A 22,176-nucleotide genomic window follows, 5' to 3' on the forward strand; every position below is an offset into this window, starting at 1 on the left:
TGTTTTTTTCCGCCTATGCTTTTTGGCTCCCCCGCCAAGAGGACAGGCCCATGACGGACTGGCTGCTGGATCAGGTCTTTGACTTCAACGGCCGACAGGTGCGTTACGCCGTACACGGCGACGGCCCGCCGCTGCTGTTCGTGCATGGCACACCGTTTTCGTCGTACGTATGGCATCGGATCGCGCCGCATTTTTTCGCCACGCATCGCGTGCATTACTTCGACCTGCTGGGTTATGGACGCTCTGAACAGCCCGACGCCGACGTCTCCCTCGGCGTGCAAAACCACCTGCTGGCGCAGTTACTCGACCACTGGAATATCCAACACCCCGACGTCGTCGCTCACGATTTTGGCGGCGCCACCGTGCTGCGTGCACACCTGCTCAACGGCAAGGATTACCGCAGCCTGACCCTGATCGATCCGGTGGCTTTGTCGCCATGGGGTTCGCCGTTCGTGCAGCATGTGCGTCAGCATGAAGCGGCGTTCAGCGGCCTGCCTGGTTACATCCAGCGCGCGATCGTGCCGACCTATATTCGCGGGGCGATTCACCGGAATATCCCCGACGACGAACTCGCACCCTACGTGCAGCCGTGGCTCGGCGATCCGGGGCAAGCGGCGTTCTATCGGCAGATTGCGCAGATGGACGAGCGCTATACCCGTGAGGCCGAAAGTTTGTACCCGACGATCCGCTGTCCGGTACAGATTCTCTGGGGCGAAGAAGACCAGTGGATTCCATCGAGCGTGGCCGAGCGTTACATCAAATGATCCCGGGATCACAATTCCACCCGATTGCCAACGCCGGCCACCTTGTCCAGGAAGATGCCCCCGAAGCCATCGTCGCCGCCCTGCTGCGCTTCCTATAAACCAACACAAATCCCCTGTGGGAGCGAGCCTGCTCGCGAAAGCGGTTCATCAGTCACAGCAAATATCGTCTGACACACCGCCTTCGCGAGCAGGCTCGCTCCCACATTGGGCTTGGGTGTATTCAGGTGCACCGCTTTCGCGCCAATCCGCGTGACTCGTCTATACATAACCCGCGCCCTCCGGCATTTGGCACGACCACTGCAACCCTTCCCCGCGTCTCCTCTATCCAGCAAGGACCGCCCCATGACGCAGAACGATCCCGGCAACGATTACCCCCTCAGTGAAGTCCCGATGCACGCGCGCAAAGGCCTGGCCTCCACAGCCATGGTGCTGCTGGGCTTCACGTTTTTTACCGCGACCATGTTTGCCGGCGGCAAGCTGGGCGTGGCGTTCAGTTTCGGCGAGATGATGGCGGTGATCATCGTCGGTAATCTGCTGCTCGGTCTCTACGCGGCAGGCTTGGGCTATATCGCGTTCAAAAGCGGCCTCAATTCGGTACTGATGGGCCGCTTCTGCTTCGGCGAAGTCGGCAGCAAGCTCAGCGACCTGATTCTCGGTTTCACCCAGATCGGCTGGTACGCCTGGGGCACCGCGACCGCCGCAGTGGTGCTCGGCAAATACTTCGATCTTAACGAAGGCACGGTTCTTGGCTTGATGGTGCTGTTCGGGCTGGTGTTCTGTGCCACGGCGTATGTCGGTTATCGCGGGCTGGAGATTCTCTCGTACATCGCCGTGCCGGCGATGATGTTGCTGCTGATGCTGTCGATGTGGGTCGCCACGGTGAAAGTCGGCGGTTTCGAAGGCTTGCTCAGCGTCGTGCCAAGCGGTTCGCTGGACTGGTCGACGGCCATTACGCTGGTGTTCGGCACCTTCGTCAGCGGCGCCACGCAAGCGACCAACTGGACACGCTTCTCGCGCTCGGCCCGGGTGGCGGTGCTGGCCAGCCTGATCGGTTTTTTCATCGGCAACGGCCTGATGGTGCTGATCGGCGCATACGGCGCCATCGTTTATCAGCAACCGGACGTGGTTGAGGTGCTGCTGTTGCAAGGTTTCGCCATGGCGGCGATGGCCATGCTGTTGCTGAACATCTGGAGCACCCAGGACAACACCATCTACAACTTCGCCGTCGCCGGTTGCAACCTGCTGCGCACCAGCCGGCGCAAGACCGTGACCCTCGCCGGTGCGGTGATCGGCACCCTGCTCGCCTTGCTGGGCATGTACGACATGTTAGTGCCGTATCTGATTCTGCTCGGCACGGTGATTCCACCGATTGGCGGGGTGATCATGGCGGACTTTTTCTTCCGTTGGCGTGGGCATTACCCGCGTCTGGCCGACGCACGGTTGCCGGCGTTCAACTGGCCGGGGCTAGGGGCCTATGCGGTCGGCACCGTCGCCGCGTTCAACTCGCCGTGGGTCGCGCCGCTGGTAGGGATCGCCGCTGCCGCGCTAACGTATGTCATCGTCACTGGTGTGCTTGGCGCTCGCAGCGCCAGCGCGCCACTACAAGACTTATAAAAAAAGGATTCGCCTGATGCACATCATCAACGCCCGACTGCGCAACCAGGAAGGTTTGCACGAATTGCACCTTGAAGACGGCCTGATCCGCAGCATCGCCCGGCAGACCGAAGCGCCCACTCTTGGCCCGGATGACCTCGACGCCGGCGGCAATCTGGTGGTGCCGCCCTTCGTCGAACCGCACATTCACCTCGACGCCACGCTGACCGCCGGCGAGCCGCGCTGGAACATGAGCGGCACGCTGTTCGAAGGCATCGAGTGCTGGGGCGAGCGCAAGGTCACCATTACCGAAGAAGACACCAAGACTCGCGCGAAGAAAACCATTCAGGCCCTGGCTGCCCACGGGATTCAGCACGTGCGCACCCACGTCGACGTCACCGACCCGCAACTCACCGCGCTCAAAGCCATGCTTGAAGTGCGCGAAGAAAGCCGCCACCTGATCGACCTGCAAATCGTCGCGTTTCCGCAGGAAGGCATCGAGTCGTTCCGCAACGGTCGCGAGTTGATGGAAGAGTCGATTCGCATGGGCGCGGACGTGGTCGGCGGCATTCCGCATTTCGAATACACCCGCGATCAGGGCGTCAGTTCGGTGAAGTACCTGATGGACCTGGCCGAGCGCACCGGTTGCCTGGTCGACGTGCACTGTGATGAAACCGACGACCCGCATTCGCGTTTTCTCGAAGTGCTTGCCGAAGAGGCGCGCAGCCGCGACATGGGCGCCCTCGTCACCGCCAGCCACACCACGGCGATGGGTTCTTACGACAATGCCTACTGCGCGAAACTGTTCCGTTTGCTGGGCCATTCCGGGATCAGTTTTGTCTCATGCCCGACCGAGAGCATTCACCTGCAAGGACGCTTCGACAACTTCCCCAAACGCCGTGGCGTGACCCGCGTGAATGAACTGCTCGAAGCCGGCATGAACGTGTGTTTCGGCCAGGACTCCATCGTTGATCCGTGGTATCCGCTGGGCAACGGCAACATCCTGCGCGTGCTCGAAGCCGGGCTGCACATCTGCCACATGCTCGGTTACCGCAACCTGCAAAGTGCACTGGATCTGGTGACCGACAACAGCGCCAAAGCCATGCACCTGGGCGAGCGCTATGGACTGGAACAGGGGCGCCCGGCGAACCTGCTGATTTTGTCGGCGGACAGTGATTACGAGGTCATCCGCAGCCAAGGCTTGCCGTTGTATTCGATTCGCGGCGGCAAGGTGTTGATGAAGCGGCAGATGCCGGTGGTGGAGTTCAGTGGTGAGCTGAGCTGAGAGGCGCCCCGTAAATCCAATGTGGGAGCGAGCCTGCTCGCGAAGAGGCTGGCACATCCGGCATCATCGCCTCAGACATACCGTTTTCGCGAGCAGGCTCGCTCCCACAGGTTCGGTGTTTGAACATGATATTTGTGCTCACACAAAACCCTGTGGGAGCCTGACTTGCCAACGATGGCGTCGTCGAATTCAGCCCATCAACCGCGCCGTACCAAACAGCCTGACCCGCCGCAATTCACCGTCTGCTGCTTCGAGCAAAATCGGCGCCGTACCGCCCGGCATGACCACCTGCACTTCTCCCGCTACAACCCAACCTACCCGCCACGCCGCCGATGCCACGGCACTGGCGCTGGTGCCGGATGAGGCCGTCGGCCCTTCGCCACGCTCGAACACCCGGGCGAGGATCCTCTGCGGTGACTCCAGCACTGCCCATTGCAGATTGACCCCCGCCGGGCATGGATCACCGGCACCGACGGGTGTGGCGTAGGCAATTTGGGTCAGGCCGTCGCTCAGTGGCGATTCACGCATCTGTTCATTACTTGGCAACGCCGCTGCATCACCGAGCAGTGTGACGCAATGCGGATTGCCAATGCGCACGAATTGGCTGTGCGACCAGTCGGGATCAAGTTGTGCCAGGGGTTGGACGTGGCTCACGTCTCGAGCGTTGAACTCAATGCCCTGAACCGTCTGCGCAGCGACGGCATCCGGCCCGAAACCGGGTTGGCCGAGATCAAGCCAGAAGCCTTGAACACCGTCGACAACAGCCGGTTTCACCGTGGTCTCCACGGCGTCACCCTTGTCGTGATGCACGCGCAACACCCCGCCCGCCTCCGGCATCAAGCCTTGCTTGGTCAGCGCCTGCGAGAAAATCGTCAGGCCGTTGCCACTGCGCTCGGCGAGCGTACCGTCGGTGTTGACGATCAATACGTCAAACGGTGGCGACGTCTGGAAAGGACCAATCAGCAGGCCGTCGCTGCGGTGGGATTTGCTGTTCGCAGGGCGTTGGTCTTCGGGCCAGTCACAGCAGAGTTTGATTGCTGCTTCGCTCCATGTCTGACGCGAAGATGCGCATTCGGTGGCGGTGGCCGGCAAATCAATGCCCGCCTCGCGTAATTCGGTGGGCGAGATGACGCCATAAATATTGCCCCGTGCATCGTAGAATTGCGTCATCAGTGTTTGTCCCTGTTATCGAAGAAGGTCACTGTAAATCGCAATCCCTTGTGGGAGCGAGCCTGCTCGCGAATGCAGTGTGTCAGCCGATATTTTCTTTATCCGACACACCGCCTTCGCGAGCAAGCTCGCTCCCACAGGAATCGGTGCATGACCGCTGATTAGTGAGCCCGCTCCATTCAATGTGGGAGCGAGCTTGCTCGCGAAAGCGGTGGGTCAGTCGATATATTTTTAGCTGACACGCCGCTATCGCGAGCAGGCTCACTCCTACAGGTTAGGATGTTGCCTGTACTTCCCCGAATGGCCGGCGATCGAACCTCGTCGCTGAATCACTGTCCTTCGGGGACGCGAAGTTTTTTGCCAAGGATCGATATGACCAGCCTCAACCCCCAAGACACTTTCGTCCCCGGACGCCTGCAACAGATGTCCACGCGCATCGCCTTTTTCATCGCTGGGCTCGGCATCGCCGCGTGGGCACCCTTGGTGCCGTACGCCAAGGCACGCGCCGGGCTCGACGAAGGCACATTGGGGTTGTTGCTGTTGTGCCTCGGCGTCGGCTCGATTCTGGCGATGCCACTGGCGGGGATTCTGGCCACACGCTTCGGCTGTCGCCGCGTCGCCACCGGCGGCACGTTGTTGATCTGCGCAGCGCTGCCGTTACTGGCGACGGTGTCGTCGATACCGGCGCTGATCGCCACACTGTTCATGTTCGGTGCGGGCCTGGGCACGGTGGATTCGACGGTGAACCTGCAAGCGGTGATTGTCGAACGCGCCAGCGGCAAGAACATGATGTCGGGTTTCCATGGTTTGTTCAGTCTCGGCGGGATTGTCGGCGCCGCAGGTGTCAGCGCGCTGCTGGGTCTCGGCCTGTCACCGCTCGCCGCCATGCTGGTGGTGGTCGTGGTGTTGATCGCAGCGCTGTGCAAGTGCGTGCCGCACATGTTGCCCTACGGCAGTGAAAGCTCGGGTCCGGCATTCGCCATCCCTCACGGCATCGTGCTGTTTATCGGCGGCATGTGCTTCATCGTTTTTCTCACCGAAGGCGCAGCCCTGGACTGGAGCGCGGTGTTTCTCGCGCAGGAACGCGGGATCGACACCGCCTATGCGGGATTGGGCTACGCGGCGTTTGCCCTGACCATGACCGCCGGGCGTCTGATGGGTGACCGCATTGTGCGGATTGTCGGGGCAACGCGGATCATTCTGTTTGGCGGCCTGTTGGCCGCGGCAGGTCTGTTTCTGGCGACTTTTGCACCGAGCTGGGAAGCGGCGCTGGTCGGTTACGCGCTGGTCGGCGCCGGCTGTTCGAACATCGTGCCGGTGCTATACACGGCGGTGGGCAAGCAGACGGTGATGCCGGAAAGCATCGCGGTGCCGGCGATCACCACGCTGGGTTATGCAGGGATTCTGGCGGGGCCGGCGGTAATCGGCTTTGTCGCCCATGCCAGCAGTTTGAGTTTTGCCTTTGGCTTGATGGCGGTGCTGCTGGTTGCAGTAGCCATCGGCGGTAAAGTCTTGAAAGTCTGAAAGCTTCGCGAGCAGGCTCGCTCCCACAGGATCTCAGTGATCCATGTGGGAGCGAGCCTGCTCGCGAAGAAGCTGACGCGGTCTTTCAGAAACCTACACTGGCCTGCACAAAGAACGTCCTCGGCGCGCCGACATACATCCCTGAGTTGTTGTCGCTGGAGCGAGTGAAGTACTGCTTGTCGAAGATGTTTTTCACCCCGGCGCCCAGCTTCAGGTTCGACACCTGCGGCCCGAAGTCATAGCCACCACGTACGTTCCAGGTCACGTAACCCGGGATATCGCCGTACTGCCCGTCCGCCGTGCCATCGGTGATGTAGTTGCCGTTGAAGCTGCCATCGGCGTTCACACCAGTGCCTGGCGAGCGCTGTTTCGATTGGGCGAAACCGTCGAGGTTGTAGGTCCAGCGGTTGATGTCGTAACGCAAACCAACCGTTGCCACCTGACGCGAATAGAACGGCAGATCACGGCCCTTGAAGCCCGGAATTTCGCCTTCGTAAGTAGCGCGGGTGTAAGTGAAGCCGGCGTTGGCAGTCAAACCGTCAAGCCGCGGATCCAGCGCCGCCATGTCGTAGTGCACCGACGCTTCGATGCCCTGGTGCTTGGTCGCACCGAGGTTGGTCCAGCCCACGTCATTACTGATGTATTGCAGTTCGTCGTCGAAGTCGATGTAGAACAGCGTCACTTCCCCGCCCCACACATCATCGTTGTAGCGCGTGCCGATCTCGTAGGTCTTGGCCTTCTCCGGCTCCAGACCATTGGCGGTCTGATCACCCGAGCCGCCCTGGCCGAGCTGGAAATACTGCAGGCTGCCGAACGAGGTTTCGTAATTGGCGAACAGTTTCCACGCATCCGACAGGTGATACATCACGCTCAGCGCCGGCAGCGGTTCGTTGCTCTCGATGCTGCGATTTTTCGCCTGCACCGGTTTACCGGCCGTGTCGAGCACCGCGCGGTCATGCCAGTCGGTGCTGATGTGTTCGAAGCGAATGCCGGGGGTGATGGTCCAGTTGCCAACGTCGATTTTGTTGTCGATGTAGACCGAGTTGGCCTCGGTGCCGCCGGTACGATCCTGAAATACATGACCATCAGACGTCGGCGTGAGCACTGGCTGGTTGTTGATCAGCGCCACGCGGCTAGACGATTCGTGCATCGCCTCTTTCAGGTAGCGATAACCGACGCTGACTTCCTGGGTGGTCGGGCCGACATCGAAAACCCGCGACACCCGTGGCTCGATGCCCAGGGTGTAATAGGAACGCGGGTAGGAGCTGAGGGTTTTCTGGTCGCGGGCGGCGATGGTGCTGCCACGGAAACTGTCGGTGTAATACGTCAGAATTTCCGCTTGAGTGCGCTCGTCGATCTGACGGATCCATTTGAACGACACGTCTTTGCGCCGCCCGGTGAACTGGTCGTAGTCACGCACCGAGTCGTACGGTTTATCGTCGTACTGCTTCTGGGTCAGACCGCCGGGCATGTCGGCCGTGGCGTCGTAGTAGTGGAAGTTGAGGCTGAAATCGTCCTGATCGGTCGGCGCCCAGTGGGTCTTGAGCAGCACGTCGTCGATGTCGTTGCCGTTGTTGCGCTCGCGGTAGCCGTTACCGTTGACACCCGAATACAGCAACGCCACGCCCATGCCGTTGTCGGCAGTGCCGCCGAGGAACGCGGTGTCGATGTGTTTCCAGCCACCGTACCGGGTGGTTTCCAGCGTGGTGCCGATTTCACCGGTGGTTTTTTCCGGAATCGCCCGGGTGACGAAGTTGATCACCCCGCCGACGTTTTGCGGCCCATAACGCACCGAGCCGGCGCCACGCACGACGTCGATGCTGTCGAGGTTGCCCGAGGAAATCGGCGCCATCGACAGTTGCGGTTGACCGTACGGGGCGAATGCCGCCGGTACGCCGTCGATCAATACGGTGGAGCGCGGCGATAGACGCGAGGTCAGACCGCGCACACCGACGTTCAGGGAAATATCGCTGCCGCCGGTGCCGTTGGAGTCCTGCACCTGCACGCCCGGCACACGCTTGAGCACGTCGCTGACGTTCATCGCGCCTTGTTCGACCATCGCTTCGCGGCGGATCACCGTACGCGCACCGGGGTGGTTCTGCACCACGGCAGCGTTGGCATCACCGAGCCAGTCGCCGACAACCTTGATGTCGGTCACGCCCAGCTCCAGCGGGCCGTTGCCGGCGGCGGAACTCACGGCGGGCGACAGCGTCACCGAACCTTCATTGATCTGATAGTCCAGACCGCTGCCCTGCAGCAATTGCCGCAGTGCCTGCTCAGGCGAGATATCACCGTCGACCGCCGGGGCCTGTTTACCTGCGACCAGATCGGGGCTGAAAAATACTTGCAGCGACGTCTGCTGGCCCAGTTCGCTCAGGGCCTGACCCAACGGCTGCGCGCGGATATGAATGGCTTCGCCGGCAAACGCCAGCGGCATCGCCGCGTTGACCGCCAGCGCGAGAGCCAGCGGTAACCAAAGGGACTTTTTGTTGTTGGCAGTGGTGTTTTTCACGTCGTACGTAGTCCTGTGGATCGCAAGAGTGTGCGGCTGTTAATGCAAACCAGTTGCAGTTGAACAGGAAGACGATGAACTCGAAAAAAACCTGAATTTTATTTTGCGATTATTTCCTGGCTGCCATCCGCGAGGGTGCGAACGGCCACCGGCAGGATGCTCGGCAAGGCTTTGAGCAAGGCGTCGGTGTTGTCGGATTTGAATACGCTGGTCAGGCGTAGATTGGCCACCGTCGGGTTGGCAACGGTCAGCGGCTTGTCGCGATAGCGCGACACTTCGGCGGCGACCTCACTGAGGCTGGCATTGTTGAACACCAGTTTGCCGCTGCGCCACGCCGTCAGTTCTGCTGGATTGACCGCGTAGGCGGCGGCGACTTTACCGTGTGCGTCGACAGAGCTGCCAAGACCGGCGGTCAGGTTGATGAATTGATTGTCCGGCGCATCGCGTCCCTGCACTTTCACCGTGCCCTGCTCCACCGCCACGCGGGTTTGCGCAGCATCGCGGCGCACATCGAAACGCGTGCCGGTGACCGTGACTTTGCCATGCCCGGCTTCGACCACAAACGGTCGCGCAATATCGTGCTCGACGCTGAACATCGCCTCGCCTTCGCTCAACTCGATGACGCGGCGATCCTTTTCATAGCGCACCTGCAAGCGGCTGCGGCTGTTCAGATCGATCACCGAACCGTCCGGCAGCGCCACATGTTTGCGCTCGCCCAACGCCGTGGCGAACTCGGCGCGGTAACCGCCCGGATGATTCAAACCGCTGAACAAACCCAGTCCGAGCGCTACCGCCAGCACACTGGCAGCCACGGCATAACGCAACAACGGACGACGTTCGCGGCGTGTTGGCGGCGTTTCAGCAAGGGCTTTGAGGCGTGGCGCCGGCAGCAAATCCGCCGCAGACCACAAGCCCTGCAGCAACTGGAACTCATCACGGTGCTGCGGATGTTGATTCAGCCACGCGTCGAAGCGCTGCTGCTCGTCGGCACTGACGGCCGACTCCTGCAAACGCACAAACCAGCGAGCCGCGTCATCGCGCACCGTTGTTTGCCCGCACGCGCAATCACGCGTATCCATCATGGAATGTCCTGTTGGGCTGGGGATGAAAAGCTGCGGCGGCTCATGACTGCAACCCGTCGAGGCGATCACGCAGATGCCGCAGGGTGCGGATCATATACTTTTCGACCATGTTCTTGGACAGGCCCAGGCGTTCGGCGATTTCCGCCTGGGTCAGGCCTTCGATCTTCTGCCAGACGAAAATCTTCCGGCAATTGACCGGCAGCTCGCTGAGCGCCCGCTCGATGGAGTCGGCCAGCTGGATCGCCTGCATGTAATGCTCCGGGTCGCCGGACGACGACTCACTGTGATCGATGGCCTGCAACTCCATGGCGCCGCGCCGATCCTCGCGCCGATAGCCGTCCACCGCGATATTGCGCGCGGTCTGGTGCAAATACGCCCGTGGCTGCTGCACCGCTGCCGAATCGGACTCAAGCACCCGCACAAAGGTGTCGTGCGCCAGATCCTCGGCCTGCGCGCGATTGCGCAGGCGACGAGTCCAGGTGCCGATCAACTCTTCGTAATGCTCGAAAAAGCCGGGTCTGCGGGGACGCATGGGGGGTTGGCGGCGTGCTGAGGAAAGGGGTGTGAATAGTAATGCTTCCTATTAAAGCGAAGCAATGGATTCCTCGAACCGAACTTCCGGGCAGCGAGCGCTCAGGGCGCGTCCCTGGCCAGACGAGCTCGCTCAACCAGTTGCAGGTAGTTGGCCAACATCGCCAGACCTTGCGGCGTCATCAATGACTCCGGGTGAAACTGCACGCCATAGATCGGCAGTTCGCGGTGCCGCAGCGCCATGATTTCGCCCGGCATGCCGTCGTCATCCAGCACGTGCGCGGTAGCCAGCAAATCGCCGGGCAAGGCACCGGCCACCAGAGAGTGATACCGCGCGACTTGCAAGCCGTCAGGCAAGCCGTCGAACAGGTCACGACTGTCGTGACTGATACGGGAAACCTTGCCATGCAGGACCTGCCGCGCCCTGTGCACCTCGCCGCCGAAAGCAGCGGTGATGCATTGATGACCCAGACAGACGCCCAATATCGGCAAACGGCCGGCGAAACGATGGATCGCCGCAAGGGAAATGCCCGCTTCAGTTGGAGAGCACGGCCCAGGGGAGATAATCAAAGACTCAGGCGCGAGCGCTTCGATGTCGGCCAAGGTCATTTCGTCATTACGACGCACTTCAACCTGCGCCCCGAGCATGCCCAGGTACTGCACGATGTTGTAGGTGAAGGAGTCGTAGTTATCGATCATTAAGTGCATACGCCACCTCCTGGCACTGGGCGATCGATTGACAGCGGCCGGCGGCAACCCGCAGCAACTGGCTTTTCTCCAGCGTTTCCTGCCACTCGCGATCGGCCACCGAATCCTGCACCACGCCGGCGCCGGCCTGAATGTAGAGTCGAGCGTCTTGCAGCAGCCCGGTTCGAATGGCGATCGCCAGGTCGGCGCGTCCGCTCCAGTCCAGATAACCGATCGCGCCGCCATACACCCCGCGAGAATGCGGTTCCAGTTCGGCAATGATTTCCAGCGCACGCACCTTCGACGCGCCGCTCAGCGTGCCTGCGGGGAAAATGCTCTTGAGCAGATCCAGCCCCGAGACGTGGTCAGGTACGTCGCCGGTCACGGTTGAGACGATGTGCATGACATGGGAGAAATATTCCACATTCAGCAACTGCGTCACCTGCACACTGCCCACGCGGACCAACCGGCCGAGGTCATTGCGCGACAGATCGACGAGCATCATGTGCTCGGCAATTTCCTTCGGATCAGCGAGCAGTTCATCCCTGAGTCGATGGTCTTCGACCACCCCACTGCCCCGCCGGCGTGTACCTGCCATTGGCCGGGTGGTCACCGTTTGCAGGTCCTGACGGAACAACATTTCCGGAGAGGCGCCGACCACCTGGCAGTCACCCAGATTCAACAAGTAGCGATAAGGTGTGTGGCCCAGATCAGTCAGGGATCGGTACAGTGCAACGGCGTCCTCCTCGAAAGGCAGGCTCATGCGTTGGGATAAAACCACCTGCATCACATCGCCCGCCGCGATGTAGTCCTTGATCCGTGCCACGGCCTCCACGAACGCAGACTGCGGGAACGCCGACTCGGCGGCAGGCGTTGTCACCTCAAACACGTGGCCGCCGGGTGCGGGCGGTACGAGCAGTGGGCGCACATGTGCGACGAGGCGGTTGAGCCGGTCCTGTCCACCTTGATAATCGCCCAGCGCCTTCGGGCGCTCATGCACGATGCAATAGGCCAGATGTGCGCGGTGATCCAGCACGAGCAGATCCATGCTGACCAATTGCAATACATCAGGCAGTTGAAAACCAGAAGGCTTGCGCGGCACTCGACGCAGACGCGGCTCGATCAGCCGAGTCGTTTCGAAACCGAAATAGCCAAAGAACCCACCGCTGAAATCGGGCAGCCCCGGGCATTGCGGTATACGAAATTCTTTCTGCAACTTGCCCAGTTCTGCCAGCGGATCAGCGCAGTCAATCGTTGCCGAAATCTGCCCGTCGCGGTACACACGCATGACGCCCTCATCGAGTTCGACGCGTTGACTGCAAGGCAGGCCAATCACCGAGTACGCCTGCTCGAACACGTCCTCGTGCCAGTGCCCGGTTTCGAACAGATAATCTTGCCCGCAGTTGGCCAAAACCTGGTACAGCGCAATGGCTTCGACCCCTGTCGGCAACGGCAGGCTCTGCCAAAGCGGAACGTGGGTATACCCCGCTTCGCCACAGGCAAAAAAATCTTCTAGGCTCAACATCCTTGTGTCTCCGGTTGTTCACGCAGTAACCGATCGGCCAAGAGCGTCAAAGCCCTGCGATCAGATCAGCCATTGCGATTGAGAGGGATCTTGTACGGTTCGGTGATGCGGCCTGCCCCGACACCGGGGCAGGCAAAGGGCTTATTTCAGCGGTGTAGCAACAAACTCCGGCAGTTTCTCGACCTGGTCAGCGTAAGCGGCAAGCGCGGTGTAGCTTTCGACCTCGACCAGGTGGGACACCCTGAACTGAGTGAAGCGCCAGGCCGCGGCCACGGTTACATCGGCCTGAGACAGTTGCGCCGTTGCAAGCCAGGGATTGGCGCTGGCGGCAGCCTTTTCCAGAAGCACCAGCGCGGCATGCAATTGCTCGGTGACGCGCGTTTGCCAAGGTTCATAGTGATACGCGACCGGTTTGTTGTATTCATATTCAAGCTGGACCGCTTTTTCGCAAACCGCGAGACCCAGCCCAATGAGCGACAGCACCTTTCGATGCTCCGCCGAATCTTTTGGCATCAGACTGCGGTCCGGTGCGACCCGTGACTCCAGATAATCAAGGATCATCGATGAATCCATGATCATTTCGCCGTTTTCGCAAATCAGCGTCGGCGCCTTGACCACCGGATTGATGGATCGAAACTCATCTGTATCGCGAAACACCGAGATCTGCCGATGTTCATGTTCCAGCCCCATCAGCCGCATCGAAACGGCCACGCGCCGAACATAGGGTGATCCCATCATGCCAACCAGTTCCATCGCTTTCTCCTGAAGTATTGACTATCCGTTTTATCGACCCTTCCACTCTGTGTGCCACTGGTGAACAAAGAGCGAAACTTGCTGCAATCAGCTATGCATCAATGTTTGCAAACGCCACCCTCGCCCCGTAGAACAAAGAGGCTCGCTCTGAAACGGTTTTAATGTCGCCTGTCGTCAAGAACGTGTTGCCGCCCGCTCTTGCGCTGGAAAGGTGAGGGTTGCTTTTCAAGTACTCAACCAGGCTCTCAGCGGCGGCATTGGACTGGGAAATCAGCTGCATGGAATCCGGCAGTTCACTGCGCCACAGGTGTTCAACAATCGGATAATGCGTGCAACCCAGTACGCAAACGTCCGGAACATGTGGAGCAGCACTCAGCAGCGCATTGATATGTTTACGAATCTCCGTTCGCAGTACGTCCTCTGGCGCACCTTGCTCAATGAGCAACGCCAGGCCCTGACAGGCTTGTTGATAAACTTTTATAGCCGGACGCCGGTTATTGATTTGCAGTGCAAAGATATTTGACTGAACCGTGTGCTGAGTCGCGAAAACCGCAACGCTCTGCACCGGATAATCACCAGTAGCCTTCGCGATCTCTTCGGCGACAGGTGCAACAACGCCGATCACCCTGCGCTCGGGAAAAACCTTTGGCAGCCACGCCTGCTGCAATCTTTGCAGACTGGTGGCTACCGCCGTGTTACAGGCGATGACCACCACTGAGCAGCCATAATTGAAAAGGCGCGTAATGGCGGCCTGGGTCAGATCGTAGATATCGTCGGCAGCATCATTGCCATAGGGTGCGTTGCCATGATCGCCCAAATAGACGAACTGCTCATTGGGCAAAACCGCCTCAAACACGCGCATCACCGTTAAGCCACCGCTGCCGAAATCAAATACGCCAATCAATGAATCCCTCCTTGAATGCTCTTGAGTTTTCAGATGGTTGTCGCAATGGCCGCAGCGACGCCGACATATAAAACGCCCGTCACCACACTCATTTGGCGTTTTGTGCGCAGAATCTTCGCCGCATGCCCCGCCATCAGCATGTAAAGGGCATATACCGAGGTAGAGATGAATATTGCCGTGGCCACCAATGCAATGCACTGCGGGATATAGGGCAAGGTTTTATCAATGAACGTCGGAAACAAGATGATGTTGGTCAGAATCCCCTTGGGATTGGTAAATGAAACGATCATGGCCCCGGTAAACATTTGCAAAGGGGTACGCTTGCGCGAAGTGGCAACTGCAACCTGGGAGTGCGAACGCAACGCTTTAAAAGCGAGGTAGAGCAGATATACAACGCCAACCCATTTCAGCCAGAACAAAATACCGGGGTTATCCCTTACCAATATCCCCAGACCGGATAGAACAATAACGGCGTGCCCGCCACTGGCCAGGCCGAACCCAATGGCACCCGGAAATGATTCCTTGAAGCCGTGATCAAGTGCCTGTGCCATGGAAAAGGCCACATTCGGCCCCGGAAGTATCGCGGCCGAAAGAAATACCACGCAAAACAATATCCAAAGTTGCAAGTCCATACTGCGCAATCCCCGCACACGTGGCAAATTCCAGAATTAATAGTTACTGAAGTTATTCATCCGGGTTTTGATACTCGGACGCTCAGGACTTAAGCAGGCGAGTCAATCCATTTGGGAAGAAACGCTTTGATCCAGGTCGCCACTGCGGAGTCATATTGATGCCAACCCGCAGTATGCTCGGCCGCAGGCTTGGTACCCGGCGCCTTGAGGCGTTCGGTGCCCAGCGTTGACCAACGATCAATCGTCTCGTAAGTCACTTCCGGGTGAAACTGCAACGCATAGGCGTTAGTTGCATATCGATAGGCTTGAACCGGAAAGGTCAAACCGCCGGCAAGTTGCGTAGCGCCTGTCGGCAAATCGAAGCCTTCACTGTGCCATTGATAGACATGGTCGGGAAAAGGCGCGCAGGCGTCAGCCGTTATTTCGTGAGCAGCAGCCAGCGGTGTTATCGGGTAATAACCGGCCTCGGTTGTCCCGCAATCCAGGCGGTAGACGCGTGACCCCAAGTGTCGGGTCAGCATTTGCCCGCCCAGACAAAGACCCAGCAACGGCTTGCCTTCCTTCAATGGCTTGGCCAACCAGTCGATCTCGTCGCGAATATACGTGTCGTTGTCATTGGCGCTCATCGGGCCGCCGTAAATGGCCACGCCGGCGTGCTCTGCCATGCACTGCGGAAGCGGATCACCGAATCGCGGTCGGCGGACATCCAGCTCAAATCCCATTTGATTCAGGAGGTCGCCAACCCGGCCGGGCGTAGAGTGTTCCTGATGCAAAATAATCAGGACCTTGCGAGTTTGATCCATAGCACAACTCCCTGTGTTCAGTTGATCAACTTGATCCCGGTCTGATTTAAACCGACGCGGCGAAGGGAGGATTGCCCACCCACAGTTCGGCGAAATTCTGCGCCGCCGGGCCTGAGCCGAGAATGCGATCAAGTTCAGCGATCTGAAGTCGTCTGTGGAATTTAGCGTTGTCGTCATAACGATGCAGCAACATCGCCATCGAGTGGGAAAATTGCACATCGCGCCACACCTGCTTCAAGGCGATATCGGAATACGACAGCAAGAGATCGTCCTTGTCGTTGGCATAAAAATGCTCAAAGGCGCGAGCAAGGATGTTGGCATCGGAAACGGCGAGGTTAAGTCCCTTGGCCGCAGAAGGTGGCACGATGTGTGCGGCATCACCGGCCAGAAACAACCTGCCCTTTTGCATTTTTTCGGCAACAAAACTTCTCAGCTGCACAATACTTTTTTCGATGATTGCCCCGCCGTTAACTTTCTCCGGCCGCCCTTCAATCCGTGATTGCAAAAGCTCCCAGATACGCGCGGCAGACCACTCACTGGGATCTTCATCCGGAGAACACTGCAGATAAATTCTGGAAATACTCGGGGAGCGCATGGTGAACAATGCCAACCCGGTTTCATGGCTGGAAAAAATAACATCCGCTGAAATGGGCGACATCTCAGCGAGAACCGCCAGCCAGGCAAAAGGATAGGTGTGCGAAAAACAGGTCAGCGCGTCAGCGATGTGTGGGCGGCAAATGCCATGAAAACCGTCACAGCCAACAACAAAATCGCACTCAAGCGTCTGTTGTCTGCCGTCGTGCCTGAAGGAAACGGAAGGCGCGTTTCCATCGGTATTGTGAACCTGAACATCGGCAGCATCGAACAGCAGCGGCGACTCGCTTTTCAAACGGGCGGCGACCAGGTCCTTGATAATTTCCTGCTGGCCATAAATGGTCACCGTGCGCCCGGTGAGCGCCTGGAAATCCAGCTCGCGCGTCGCTCCGTCATAATGGAACTGCAGCGCAGAATGCACCATTCCTTCAGAAGCAATCCTCGAACCGACACCACTTTCAGTGAGAATCTGCACCGTGGCAGGGGTTATCTGGCCTGCGCGACTGCGGCCTTCTACGTATTCTTTTGATCGACTCTCAACAATGACGTTGCTGATATTCATAAGCGTAAGAAGCTGCCCCAACATCAATCCGGCCGGGCCTGCTCCAACGATTGCAACCTTTGTCCGCATGGGTTTGTCCCTCTGAGTTATAAGGTTTGAAGCGAAAAGCTTTTCACTGAATAACGTGTTCGCAAACATCTTGAAGCGGCTCTTGGATTGATCTGTCCATTGTTCACTTGAAGATTGTCATTTCTTTGAAATCAATCCACTCATGTACTGGTTCAGATCGCGCAGATCATTAACAGTCCAGGCGTGTGGCGGGATCTTCACACCATTTTCTCGCAAGGTTTTTGGGATCAGACTTCCGCTGGGCCGAAGGATGATCGAAGAGACAATAACGCCCGGATAATCATTGAGTCGCTTCTTGAAAGCGGCAGTTGTCAGATCAGGTGTTGGAGGTGTGCTTTTCCTGGCCAGTGGCCCTGTCCCCTTGATATCTGCTCCGTGGCATACAGCACATCGTTGTGAATAAAGGTTCTTGCCGTTACCAATATCCGCAAAGGAAAGTGACGTTTGAACCAGTGTCAAGACAGCGAATAAAGCGATAAATGGTTTTTTCATTTTGACTCTGGCCTTGCTGAACACATCAGCTTTGATTTACCGCTATTCCCTGAAATCTTCCAACAACCATCAATTCAAAGACAAACAAACGACACACAACTACGCACACAACGAACAGTTATGTCGTAGGTACTTTTATATCGAGCAATGGTAAACGGGAGAAAAACTATCTCGTACCCATGACGTAATAAAATCCGTCGCGGAAACGCCGTCGAGGAAAAATAAATAATGCGCGGAGTGCCTTGGAGGAAAAGGCAAGCGGAGGTGAAGACGTATTGTTAGCGGAGGTATGAAGCATGCCAATCCCTTGTGCGCTTATAATTTTTATTACCACGAGTACATCCTTACTCATGGCCGGTAATCTCACACTTGTTTCTGAATATGTCAATATTCAAAAATTAAATTTGACAGTCCCATGCGCGATTCATGAACTGGCGATCAACCACTTGGCTTCGCCCAGAGAAGAATGACCTCTGTCAAAACTCACAAATCAGTTAGTTGACAGCGGCATTTTCTGCACCTAGGTTAAGCGCCGAAGTGTTACCAAATGCTTCGAAACAAAAACAAGAAACACCGCCAAGGATTGGCGTCAAGCAAAGGTTCCAGCCCCGCCTGACTCACCTGGCGCACCCCTGAAAAAACTGAAACGGCGCTTGCCGTCAATTCCACCTCTGTCGCTTTTGCGCCACGTGGAATGGGCACGGTATTGCCTGCCGAAAACCCGACGCAACGGAAGAAAGGATGACTCTTATGCGTGACGTACAGCCGTGCCCGCTTTCCACGGCGCAACAGGAAGTCTGTCTGGCGATCAGCCAGAGCCACAGCAATCTCAACTACCACTTGTGCGACGTTATCGAGCTATGCGGCGAGCTGAATCTGACTTGGCTCGAAGCCGCCATTCGCGCGCAGTTCCTGCAAACCGATACCCTGCGCGCCACTTTCGATATCGACCCGACAACCGGCACCTACGCGCAATACATTCAGACGGCCGATGGCCTGCCCGCCAAGGCTTTTGAATCTCTGGATGTCAGTGAGCAAGCGGATCCCGAGCAGGCTTACAACGAATTGCTCGAACACCTGCTGCACCAGGACATGGATCTGCAGCACGGGCCATTGATCCGCTACGTGCTGATCCGCCTCGCACCGCAACACTACCGCATGATCGAGCTGGCCTCGCACCTGGTGGTCGACGGTTTCGGCCACGGCATTCTGTTCGGCAACATCACCGCCCATTACAACGCGCTCAGCCGTGGCGAAGCGGTCGAAGCGCTGGCACTGGCGCCGCTGTCCAGCGTATTCGACGCGCAGGAGGACTATCGCCACAGCGACATGCACACCAAGGACCGCACTTACTGGCGCCAGTACTGCCTGAAGATGCCCGAGCCGACACAACTGGTGCCCGGCGATGCGCCGCTGCTCAAACTCAATCGTCTGCGCAAAGTATTCGGCGGCGAAACCCTGCTGCAACTGCGCGCAGCGGCTGGCGAACATCAACTGCGCCTGTCGAGCATTCTGCTGGCGCTGTGCGCGACCTACCTGCAACGCATGACCGGGCAGAACGAACTGGCCCTGGGCATGCCGGTCGCGGCGCGTCAGCTCAAGGCCTTGCGCAATGTGCCGTCGATGGTCGCCAACATCCTGCCGCTGCACTTGTCGTTCACGCCTGAGAGCAGCGTACTGACGGTGGCGGCGAACCTGCAGCGTCAACTGCGCCATCACCTGCTGCACCAGAGCTATCGCAGCGAAAGCATGATCCGCGACTTGCACGCCGAGCGCGGTAACAAGCCGCTGTTCAACACGTTGCTGAACATTGTCGCTTACGATCAGGGGCCGGGATTTGCCGGGTGTGACACGACGATCCAGAACGTCGCCAATGGCCCGGCCGATCACCTGGGCATCGATATTTTCGACCGCCACGGCGATGGTCGGCTGGAGATCGGTTTCAATGCCAACGCTGACCTGTACTCGCCCGAAGCGCTGGAGCTGCACTATCAGCGCCTGACTGCGCTGTTCGAACGTTTCGCCAAGGCGCCGCAAACCCTGGCCGCCGATTACGACCTGTTCTTGCCCCACGAACAGCAACGCCACTACGCACTGCCGAAACAGCAGGACGAACTCCCGATATTCGCCGCCGCCTTTGCCGAGGCCGTGCACGATTACGCCGAGCGCCCGGCGCTGTCGCAAGGAGCGCGGAGCTTGAGCTATGCCCGCCTCGACGATGACGCCACGCGCCTCGCCGCGCACTTGCGTGAGCGCGGCGTGCGCGCCGGTGACTGTGTGGTGGTGATGTTCTCGCGCAGCCTCGAATGGGCGGTGGCGGCCGTGGCCCTGTTCAAACTCGGTGCCTGCTATGTGCCGGTGGACCCGGACCTGCCCGAGGCGCGCATCGAACACATCTTCAGCGATGCCGACCCGGCCGTGGTGATCGTTGCCCCGGGCAGTCAGCTCAAGGTTGACGTCGCCGCCGACAAGCTGCTGCGACTGAGCGCCGAAACCTTCGCGCAATTACCGACAGTGATCCAGCCATTGTCGGCATTCGATGCGGGCCTGCCGGGCTATCTGATCTACACCTCCGGCTCCACCGGCAAGCCCAAAGGTGTCGAAGTCACCCAGCGTAATCTGGTGCCGATTGCCCGCACCGCCATTGATGCCGCGCAGTTGCAGCCCGGCGCTCGGGTCCTGCAATTCATCGCCGCCGGGTTCGACATGTCGGTGCTGGAAATCATGATGACCTTGCTCGCTGGCGCCGAACTGGTGATCACCGACAAAGTCAGCAGTGCTCCCGGTAAAGCTTTGGCCACACTGGTCAAACGCGAAGGCATCAATTTGCTGGTGATGACCCCGAGCCTGTTGGCCTGCCATCAGACCGAAGACTTCCCGCAGGACACCGTACTCATGCTCGGCGGTGAACCCTGCACGCCGGCGTTGCTCGCACGCTTCGCGCATTGCCGCTTGCTCAACGTCTACGGCCCGACGGAAACCTCGTTCGCCACCTCGATCAATGCCTGTTACGGCGCGGGCGACTTGTCGATCGGGCCGGCCACCGCCAACACGCGTTTGTACGTGGTCGACGGCCAGCAGCGCTTGCTGCCACCTGGCGCCTGGGGAGATCTGTTCATCGGCGGCCCGGGGGTGGCGCGCGGTTATCGCAACCGTGCCGACCTCACTGCCAAGGGCTTTGTCGCCGATCTGCTTGACAGCGCCGCTACCATGTACCGCGCCGGTGACCGGGTGTTCTTCGATCATGCCGGGCGCATTCATTACCTTGGTCGGCAGGACAACCAGATCAAATTGCGCGGTCTGCGCATCGAACTGGACGAGATCAAAAACGTTCTGCTCGGTTGCGCTGGGGTCGACGACGCCACGGTGATGCTGCGTGAGCTTGCCCACGGCCCGGCCATTGTCGGTTATGTCGCGAGCAAGGATGGCAGCCTCGCCGGTCCGCAGTTGAAACAGGCGCTGGGCCGGCATCTGCCGCAGCACATGGTGCCGAGCGTGATCATGTGCGTCAGCGAATTCCCGCTGACACCGAATGGCAAACTGGCGGTGGATCGCCTGCCGGCGCCGGCGCTGTACGACGCCGCCGAACTATCACCCGCACAAAATGCCGAAGAAGCGGCGATGTGCAAACTGTTCGCCGAAGCGCTGGACTGCAACGAAGTGTTCGCCAACCAGAGCTTCTTCGACCTCGGTGGCCATTCACTGCTGGGGCTGCAACTGGTCAGCCGCATCAAGGAGCAGTTCGGCATTGCCCTGGGCATCGCTGACTTCCTCGCTGCGCCGACCCCACGCCAATTGGCCCAGCGCCTGCACGACAATCGCGGTGCCAGCGATCCGTTCGACGCCGTGCTGACGCTGCGCAGCGAAGGGTCGCGGCCGCCGCTGTTCTGCATCCATCCGGGCGGCGGGATTGCCTGGCCTTACGCCGCTCTGCTGCCGTTTCTGCCTGAAGATCAACCGCTGTATGCGCTGCAATCGCCGATCCTGCGCGATCCGACGCGGGTCATCGAGTCACTGGATGAGTTGGCCGCTGAGTACCTGCAACGCATCGTCGATCTGCACCCCGAGGGGCCGTATCAATTGGCCGGTTGGTCGGTGGGCGGCAACCTCGCGTTGCGTATTGGCGCGATGTTGCAGGCGCGCGGGCGTGAGGTGAGCTTCCTGTGCATGTTCGACAGCTACCCGCTGCAAGGTGGCCCGGCCTCGCTGAAACTCGACGACGCGATGATCATCAGCCGCATGACCCGCGCCATCGTCGGCACGCCACGCGCGGGACTCAAGGGGCTGAAGAGTGCGATGGAAGAAGTGCTCGGCAGCCGGCAGATCGGCGATGAATTCCTGACCCGTCTGGTCGACGATTCGAAGTTGATGCTGGAATTGCTCGGACGTACGCAGTACGAGGTGTTCAACGGTGACTTGCTGTTCATCCGCGCGACCACCGACATACTGCGTCAAGACGAACAGCAGCCAGGCTTGTGGGCGCCGTATATCAGCGGTGAGTTGATCCAGCATGACGTTGAAGCGCCGCATGAGTGCCTGCTGCAACGGCAGTATCTGGAGCAGTTCGGGAAGGTGTTTGTCGAGGCGTTGCTCAAACGCCAGGCCAGCCCAGTCTCTAAGACTCAGAAGCTGACCGAGGTCTAACCTCTAACGCAAAACCAATGTGGGAGCGAGCTTGCTCGCGAAGGCGCTAC

16 protein-coding genes and 1 pseudogene are annotated in these 22,176 nt (G+C 59.2%); 5 read left to right on the top strand and 12 right to left on the bottom strand.

Annotation, left to right across the window (positions count from 1 at the left end; genetic code table 11):
• The first annotated feature begins 50 nt into the window (after positions 1–50).
• From ACRRSD_RS05510 to codA, 3 genes and pseudogenes are all read left to right on the top strand, one after another.
• Positions 51–862: pseudogene (locus ACRRSD_RS05510) on the top strand (alpha/beta fold hydrolase).
• 244 nt (positions 863–1,106) lie between these two features.
• Positions 1,107–2,378: a cytosine permease gene (gene codB / locus ACRRSD_RS05515; RefSeq protein ID WP_435037417.1), complete on the top strand. Its 1,272-nt coding sequence runs from the start codon at positions 1,107–1,109 to the stop codon at positions 2,376–2,378.
• Positions 2,379–2,394: 16 nt separating this feature from the next.
• Positions 2,395–3,642 carry a cytosine deaminase gene (gene codA / locus ACRRSD_RS05520; RefSeq protein ID WP_435037418.1) on the top strand — a complete coding sequence of 416 codons (1,248 nt, stop codon included), beginning with the start codon at positions 2,395–2,397 and terminating at the stop codon, positions 3,640–3,642.
• 189 nt (positions 3,643–3,831) lie between these two features.
• Here codA and ACRRSD_RS05525 read toward each other — a convergent pair whose 3' ends face one another.
• On the bottom strand, positions 3,832–4,812 hold the full coding sequence (locus tag ACRRSD_RS05525) for a diaminopimelate epimerase (protein ID WP_435037419.1): 981 nt from the start codon (positions 4,810–4,812) through the stop codon (positions 3,832–3,834).
• A gap of 372 nt (positions 4,813–5,184) precedes the next feature.
• Between ACRRSD_RS05525 and ACRRSD_RS05530 the strand changes: the two genes are divergently transcribed.
• Entirely contained in the window at positions 5,185–6,336 is a 1,152-nt protein-coding gene (locus ACRRSD_RS05530; RefSeq protein ID WP_435037420.1) for an MFS transporter, read from the top strand.
• Between the two features lie 85 nt (positions 6,337–6,421).
• Here the strand turns inward: ACRRSD_RS05530 and ACRRSD_RS05535 are convergent, their stop codons facing one another.
• From ACRRSD_RS05535 to ACRRSD_RS05585, 11 genes are all read right to left on the bottom strand, one after another.
• Positions 6,422–8,848, bottom strand: a complete 2,427-nt coding sequence (locus ACRRSD_RS05535; RefSeq protein WP_435037421.1) for a TonB-dependent siderophore receptor — start codon at positions 8,846–8,848, stop codon at positions 6,422–6,424.
• 98 nt (positions 8,849–8,946) lie between these two features.
• Positions 8,947–9,930 carry a FecR family protein gene (locus ACRRSD_RS05540; RefSeq protein WP_435037422.1) on the bottom strand — a complete coding sequence of 328 codons (984 nt, stop codon included), beginning with the start codon at positions 9,928–9,930 and terminating at the stop codon, positions 8,947–8,949.
• 40 nt (positions 9,931–9,970) lie between these two features.
• A complete protein-coding gene (locus ACRRSD_RS05545; RefSeq protein ID WP_134177000.1) occupies positions 9,971–10,462 on the bottom strand; it encodes a sigma-70 family RNA polymerase sigma factor in 492 nt (163 codons plus the stop codon).
• A gap of 101 nt (positions 10,463–10,563) precedes the next feature.
• Positions 10,564–11,169: an anthranilate synthase component II gene (locus ACRRSD_RS05550; protein WP_435037423.1), complete on the bottom strand. Its 606-nt coding sequence runs from the start codon at positions 11,167–11,169 to the stop codon at positions 10,564–10,566.
• Positions 11,150–12,673, bottom strand: coding sequence for an anthranilate synthase component I family protein (locus ACRRSD_RS05555; RefSeq protein WP_435037424.1), 1,524 nt, complete (start codon positions 12,671–12,673; stop codon positions 11,150–11,152). The genes ACRRSD_RS05550 and ACRRSD_RS05555 overlap by 20 nt, the downstream gene beginning before the upstream one ends.
• A 141-nt stretch (positions 12,674–12,814) precedes the next feature.
• Positions 12,815–13,426, bottom strand: coding sequence for a glutathione S-transferase family protein (locus ACRRSD_RS05560; RefSeq protein WP_435037425.1), 612 nt, complete (start codon positions 13,424–13,426; stop codon positions 12,815–12,817).
• A gap of 91 nt (positions 13,427–13,517) precedes the next feature.
• A complete protein-coding gene (gene murI / locus ACRRSD_RS05565) occupies positions 13,518–14,330 on the bottom strand; it encodes a glutamate racemase (RefSeq protein ID WP_435037426.1) in 813 nt (270 codons plus the stop codon).
• Positions 14,331–14,359: 29 nt separating this feature from the next.
• Positions 14,360–14,962 (bottom strand): LysE family translocator, encoded by a 603-nt coding sequence (locus tag ACRRSD_RS05570; RefSeq protein WP_435037427.1) that lies wholly within the window; start codon positions 14,960–14,962, stop codon positions 14,360–14,362.
• Positions 14,963–15,051: 89 nt separating this feature from the next.
• Entirely contained in the window at positions 15,052–15,765 is a 714-nt protein-coding gene (locus ACRRSD_RS05575) for a glutamine amidotransferase-related protein (protein ID WP_435037428.1), read from the bottom strand.
• Between the two features lie 46 nt (positions 15,766–15,811).
• Positions 15,812–16,990 (bottom strand): 4-hydroxybenzoate 3-monooxygenase, encoded by a 1,179-nt coding sequence (locus tag ACRRSD_RS05580; protein WP_435037429.1) that lies wholly within the window; start codon positions 16,988–16,990, stop codon positions 15,812–15,814.
• Positions 16,991–17,107: 117 nt separating this feature from the next.
• A complete protein-coding gene (locus ACRRSD_RS05585; RefSeq protein WP_435037430.1) occupies positions 17,108–17,482 on the bottom strand; it encodes a c-type cytochrome in 375 nt (124 codons plus the stop codon).
• 750 nt (positions 17,483–18,232) lie between these two features.
• On the opposite strand from ACRRSD_RS05585, the gene ACRRSD_RS05590 reads away from it, so the two are divergent.
• The gene (locus tag ACRRSD_RS05590; protein WP_435037431.1) at positions 18,233–22,126 is read left to right on the top strand and encodes an amino acid adenylation domain-containing protein; all 3,894 of its coding nucleotides are present in this window, start codon (positions 18,233–18,235) and stop codon (positions 22,124–22,126) included.
• The last annotated feature ends 50 nt before the right edge of the window (positions 22,127–22,176 follow it).

Source organism: Pseudomonas neuropathica (assembly GCF_051174785.1).
GTDB lineage: Bacteria > Pseudomonadota > Gammaproteobacteria > Pseudomonadales > Pseudomonadaceae > Aquipseudomonas > Aquipseudomonas neuropathica_A.

Excerpts from the sequence above, each read along its gene's own strand:
- codB (WP_435037417.1), top strand. The coding sequence starts at position 1,107 with ATGACGCAGAACGATCCCGGCAACGATTACCCCCTCAGTGAAGTCCCG.
- codA (WP_435037418.1), top strand. The coding sequence starts at position 2,395 with ATGCACATCATCAACGCCCGACTGCGCAACCAGGAAGGTTTGCACGAA.
- ACRRSD_RS05525 (WP_435037419.1), bottom strand. The coding sequence starts at position 4,812 with ATGACGCAATTCTACGATGCACGGGGCAATATTTATGGCGTCATCTCG.
- ACRRSD_RS05530 (WP_435037420.1), top strand. The coding sequence starts at position 5,185 with ATGACCAGCCTCAACCCCCAAGACACTTTCGTCCCCGGACGCCTGCAA.
- ACRRSD_RS05540 (WP_435037422.1), bottom strand. The coding sequence starts at position 9,930 with ATGATGGATACGCGTGATTGCGCGTGCGGGCAAACAACGGTGCGCGAT.
- ACRRSD_RS05545 (WP_134177000.1), bottom strand. The coding sequence starts at position 10,462 with ATGCGTCCCCGCAGACCCGGCTTTTTCGAGCATTACGAAGAGTTGATC.
- ACRRSD_RS05550 (WP_435037423.1), bottom strand. The coding sequence starts at position 11,169 with ATGCACTTAATGATCGATAACTACGACTCCTTCACCTACAACATCGTG.
- ACRRSD_RS05555 (WP_435037424.1), bottom strand. The coding sequence starts at position 12,673 with ATGTTGAGCCTAGAAGATTTTTTTGCCTGTGGCGAAGCGGGGTATACC.
- ACRRSD_RS05560 (WP_435037425.1), bottom strand. The coding sequence starts at position 13,426 with ATGGAACTGGTTGGCATGATGGGATCACCCTATGTTCGGCGCGTGGCC.
- ACRRSD_RS05570 (WP_435037427.1), bottom strand. The coding sequence starts at position 14,962 with ATGGACTTGCAACTTTGGATATTGTTTTGCGTGGTATTTCTTTCGGCC.
- ACRRSD_RS05575 (WP_435037428.1), bottom strand. The coding sequence starts at position 15,765 with ATGGATCAAACTCGCAAGGTCCTGATTATTTTGCATCAGGAACACTCT.
- ACRRSD_RS05580 (WP_435037429.1), bottom strand. The coding sequence starts at position 16,990 with ATGCGGACAAAGGTTGCAATCGTTGGAGCAGGCCCGGCCGGATTGATG.
- ACRRSD_RS05585 (WP_435037430.1), bottom strand. The coding sequence starts at position 17,482 with ATGAAAAAACCATTTATCGCTTTATTCGCTGTCTTGACACTGGTTCAA.
- ACRRSD_RS05590 (WP_435037431.1), top strand. The coding sequence starts at position 18,233 with ATGCGTGACGTACAGCCGTGCCCGCTTTCCACGGCGCAACAGGAAGTC.